Below are 1,207 nucleotides of genomic sequence, written 5' to 3'. Positions count from 1 at the left end.
CAGCCGCTGGCGCCGTGGATCGACGCGCTGCCGGCCGCGGCCGACGACGCGCGGCCTTCGCAGCTGTCCATCGACGACCTGCGCCGGCTGCTGGTCGATCCGGCCGGGCAGTTCCTGCGCCAGCGCCTGGGCCTGCGCCTGCCCGATCCGGCGCAGGCCGACAGCGACCTGGAACCGCTGCTGGCCGCCAGCCGCGGGCTCGACCAGTACGGCCTGCAGCAACAGGTGTTCGAGGCGGTGCTGCGCGAGGACACCGACGCCCTGTACGAACGCCTGCGCGCCCGCGCGCTGCTGCCGTCCGGGCCGCTGGGCCGGCGCCAGCTCGACGAGCGCGTGCGCCAGTTGCGCCCGTATGCCGAGGCGTTCCGGCAGTGGCGCGGTGGTGACGCCGCGCCGCTGGCGCCGCGGCTGCAGGTGGACCTCGACGGCACCGCGCTGCATGGCCGCCTGCCGGGTTGGTACGCGCCCGGTGTGGCACGCGTGCAGGTGGGCGCCTTGAGCGGGCGCAGCGCGATCCGCCACGGGCTGGAATGGCTGCTGCTGCGCGCCGCCGGCGAACGCGCGCCCTACGTGCGTTTCTTCGACCACGACGACAGCCTCGGTCCGCATCCGATGGACCGCGAGCCGCTGCCCGCCGCGCAGGCGCAGCAGGCGCTGGCCGAGCTGCTGCAGCTGTATCGCCACGGCCGCCAGGCGCCGCTGGCGTTCGCGCCGTACAGCAGCTGGAAGTACTACCAGGCCGCGCGCACCGGCGATCTCGACAAGGCGATCAAGGACGCCGCCGCGCAATGGCAGGCCAGCTTCGGCTGGAGCGAGGCGGACAGCCCGGAACTGCGCCTGGTCGGCCGCGGCCGCGACCCGTTCGCCGATGCGCAGCGTTTCGCCGACTTCGCCGCCACCAGCCAACGCGTGTTCGGCCTGCTCGAACAGGGCGACGCCGGCCCCGCGCTCGATCCGGAACGGCTCAACGAAAGCTGGCAGCGCTGGCGCGGCACGCAGGAAGACGCCGAATGAGCGCCGCACCCGACCGCGACCCCTACCTGCAGTTGCCGCTGCACGGCGTGCGCCTGATCGAGGCCAGCGCCGGCACCGGCAAGACCTTCACCCTGGCCACCCTGTTCACGCGCCTGGTGGTCGAACGCGGCCTGCGTCTGGGCCAGATCCTCGCCGTCACCTTCACCGAGGCCGCCACCCAGGAACTGCGCCG

General features: G+C 74.2%; 1 protein-coding gene and 1 pseudogene. Both read left to right on the top strand.

All coding sequences use genetic code 11. The features are described 5' to 3' along the window. Window positions 1-1,014, top strand: a pseudogene (locus D588_RS25835) (exodeoxyribonuclease V subunit gamma); the annotation flags it as partial. Beyond that, window positions 1,011-1,207 (top strand): UvrD-helicase domain-containing protein (locus D588_RS25830; protein WP_043086735.1); only part of this gene is annotated, 197 nt, incomplete at its 3' end. The pseudogene D588_RS25835 and the gene D588_RS25830, both read left to right, overlap by 4 nt.

Origin of the sequence: Xanthomonas sp. SHU 308, from assembly GCF_000364645.1 — a bacterium.
In the GTDB taxonomy this organism is placed as follows: Bacteria; Pseudomonadota; Gammaproteobacteria; order Xanthomonadales; family Xanthomonadaceae; genus Xanthomonas_A; species Xanthomonas_A sontii.
Note: the sequence above shows the minus strand (reverse complement) of the source record. Positions and strands in the feature narration are given on the sequence as shown.